Genomic DNA, 3,110 nt, shown 5'->3' on the forward strand with positions numbered 1-3,110 from the left:
ACTTATTGTAACTACTCTCACTAGATGAACTACTCGCACTAGATCAACTACTGGCTCTCGTTCAACTAACGGCTCTCGTTCAACTACCGGCTCTGGTTCAACTACCGGCTCTGGTTCAACTACTGGCTCTGGTTCTGCGTAAGTCATAATCATTGTGACAAAGTCAAAAATTCTACCTGCTTTGTAATCAGTCAATCCTGCGGATCTTAAACTATCTATACTCGACCCAGCGAGTTCTTGAATTGTTGATCCAATATTTGCCTTTCTAATTTTAGCTGCATCAGTTTTAGTTAGTCCTTGAATACTTTCTAGTTCTAAACCAGCAAGTTCATTACTAGGAGTCATTTCATGCTTTTTATCTAACATTTCCTCAAGTGGCATTATACCTTCTTGGATATCAGGTTCGCTAGCATGTTTCATAACATCTTGTGCATACGATATAGCTTTTTTGATCTCTTTTTGACTAATTCCTTCCACTTTTAATTCTATTGATGCATTAGCAAGTTCAGGAATAGAATTTATTCCTGCCATCTGTAACTTCGTTGACATTTTCTTAGAAACTGATTGGAGCGCTTCCAATGGGAGACTTTGCAAATCAAGATCTGAAGTTAGTTCATATTTTTTATCCAATAAGTGTTTTATCGGTCTAACCATTATTCTCCCCTGTGTATACTTTCAAGAATTAGTCAAGTGAACTCGACAAAATTACTGATATTAAATTATATTGAAGCGAGGTATAAAAATTAATTACTACGAAAGACCACTGTCATACTATATCATCAACCTTTTGATTGCTTATAAAGATGTGAAGTTGTCTTTTATGCTCCACTCTTTATGATAATCATCAAATCTCCCTTCCTTGACAAAAGGAAGATCCAGCTCTAAGACTATCAAGCTGTGCGCTCGTCACCGAGTTCAAGACATACCTCATTAATACTTTGTTGTTCGGTATTTCCGAAGTCTTGAAGGAAGTTATCCCGCTGTGCTTGAGAAGATCACGGATCATCGACATTTACGGTAAGAACTACCTTGTTTCATCCGGGGCTCTATTAACTCCCCGACATGTGAGAGCAGTCAATTGTAAACGGGTGGAAATAATTCCATACAACCCAGACCTTTTCGAGCTATTATTATTTATATCCTGTACCACTTTTAAAGTAAGACACCCATTTATGTAAATATTGAAACTGAAAGTGTTAGGCAAATTTTCTTAGTGTATGCAAAATTCTAATACTAAGTTCAATAATATGCAAAATATATTCTTACAGGTGAACGCTCATGCAAGAAGTCAAAAAAATTGATATCAATAAAGTTAATGATATTATTGAAAAGGCGAAAAGAGAAAATAGATCTATTTTAGATGTCGCAGAAAGTAAAGACATCCTCAAGGCTTGTGGAATTACTGTAAATAAATTTGGGGTAGCAAGATCGTCAGAAGATGCACGACAATTGGCTAATGAAATTGGCTGCCCTGTGGTAATGAAAATTGTTAGCACAGATCCAAAATTACTTCACAAGACAGATATGGGAGGTGTTGCGGTAGGTATAGCTACACCTGAAGAAGCAGCGCAGACCTTTGATGATATGACAGCACGTATTATGAGAGCAGGCATTACAAGAGCATCTATGGAAGGCATTATGGTTGAAGAAATGGTAGAAGGTGTTGAGATCATCATTGGAACAACTATAGACCCCACTTTTGGTCCACTTATTATGACTGGACTGGGCGGTATTTTCGTCGAAGTCCTGAAAGACGTGAGCTTTCGTGTAGTTCCAATCACCGAATATGATGCCCGAGAGATGCTTGATGAAATTAAAGCTAAAAAGATCCTAGAGGGAGTACGAGGAAAACCTCCAGTTAATAAGGATGCAATAGTTAAATCCTTGCTTCTGATCTCAGAGTTAATAATGAATGTATCTTGGGAACAAGATGATAAAGCCAAACAGCAGTTGCCGATAATTCGGGAGATTGACATAAACCCTCTCTTCGCAACTGAAAAGGAAGTAATTGCAGTGGATTGCAGAGTGATTCTCACGAGTGAATCAAACGAAGCTTAGTCATAAAGAATAATAGATACGGTTTTTTTCTAAACTCAAGTTTACTGAGGAGCTCTTCAATACATTTGTTTTTTTCGTTTGCATTAAAGGGTATTATACTACTTATGTGATTTTTACCGAATCTATAAGACTCTTGTTATTTTTCTGGAAAATAAATGTCCAGAAACAGTCAATGCAAACGTTTGCGGAGAAATTACGATACACCTTTTGCGGAGGACTTTACCTGAATGTTTATTTATATTGATCTTAGATAATTAGCAGAAGGGAATAAGACTTTGTAATTCAATATTTTCATTTTTCGTAGTAGAAAAATAAGGGGCGTGTAATGATGCATTTTTCAGAATTATGGAAAGAATTGCAAAAATTTGCTGATGGAAAAAGTTCATTTGAACAAGCTAAAGATTTCTTCAACCTCTTCTGGGATGCCGCACATACCTCCAACGAGTTGGATAAAGAAAGTATCGCAAAAGCAGAATCACTTCATGTAGCATTGGAAGCATTCGAAGTGGGCAGTTTTTCTAAGAAAAACTTCCTTGAACTCATAAAAAAGACTACGTAAATTAATGGTTTATGAAACTAAACAAGAAATGAAATATCACTTAGAGCGATTCGTTTTTTGTTGAATTATTTCTCACTCTACCCATGTATGTCCACATCTTTCGCAGGAAATTTGTACTTTATTCAATGAAATTTTGCGAATGGCAACTGGCCCACCACATTTCGGACATTTCATTTCATCTTCACTCATTTTGGTATCTCCTAAGAAAAAACACAAAGTTAATGGGAAGATTTCTTGTGAGCGATTAGCTTATTTATACAAGCGAAGACCATTTTTATCTAACCTCCGCAAGAAGACTCCATCCGCTAGGGTGGAGATGAATTGCGGTATATTTCTTTGTAAAGTGGTGGGCACCTCCCCTTTTTGCTGGGACAAGAGCAGGTGCCCCGAACTATATTTAACGACCTGTAAAGGTCAGCTCCGCATCCGCGGGTAGGTCCTCATCGCCAATGTTGGGGCAGGCACCGGACATGATGATGGTGCAGGTCTCAGG

The 3,110-nt window shown here is 37.5% G+C and carries 3 protein-coding genes; 2 read left to right on the forward strand and 1 reads right to left on the reverse strand.

All coding sequences use genetic code 11. From position 1 onward, the window contains the following. A partial coding sequence (locus tag QVB70_RS09220) for a helix-hairpin-helix domain-containing protein (protein WP_287585442.1) occupies positions 1-654 on the reverse strand: 654 nt, incomplete at its 3' end. Positions 655-1,278: 624 nt separating this feature from the next. On the opposite strand from QVB70_RS09220, the gene QVB70_RS09225 reads away from it, so the two are divergent. Continuing rightward, positions 1,279-2,058: an acetate--CoA ligase family protein gene (locus QVB70_RS09225; protein ID WP_287585443.1), complete on the forward strand. Its 780-nt coding sequence runs from the start codon at positions 1,279-1,281 to the stop codon at positions 2,056-2,058. Positions 2,059-2,383: 325 nt separating this feature from the next. After that, positions 2,384-2,617, forward strand: coding sequence for a hypothetical protein (locus QVB70_RS09230; RefSeq protein WP_287585444.1), 234 nt, complete (start codon positions 2,384-2,386; stop codon positions 2,615-2,617). The last annotated feature ends 493 nt before the right edge of the window (positions 2,618-3,110 follow it).

The organism is Candidatus Borrarchaeum sp., from assembly GCF_019058535.1.
GTDB classification, from domain to species: domain Archaea; phylum Asgardarchaeota; class Sifarchaeia; order Borrarchaeales; family Borrarchaeaceae; genus Borrarchaeum; species Borrarchaeum weybense.

What these genes read in the sequence shown, in the direction of transcription:
- QVB70_RS09225 (WP_287585443.1), top strand. Translation starts at nt 1,279, where the DNA reads ATGCAAGAAGTCAAAAAAATTGATATCAATAAAGTTAATGATATTATT.
- QVB70_RS09230 (WP_287585444.1), top strand. Translation starts at nt 2,384, where the DNA reads ATGATGCATTTTTCAGAATTATGGAAAGAATTGCAAAAATTTGCTGAT.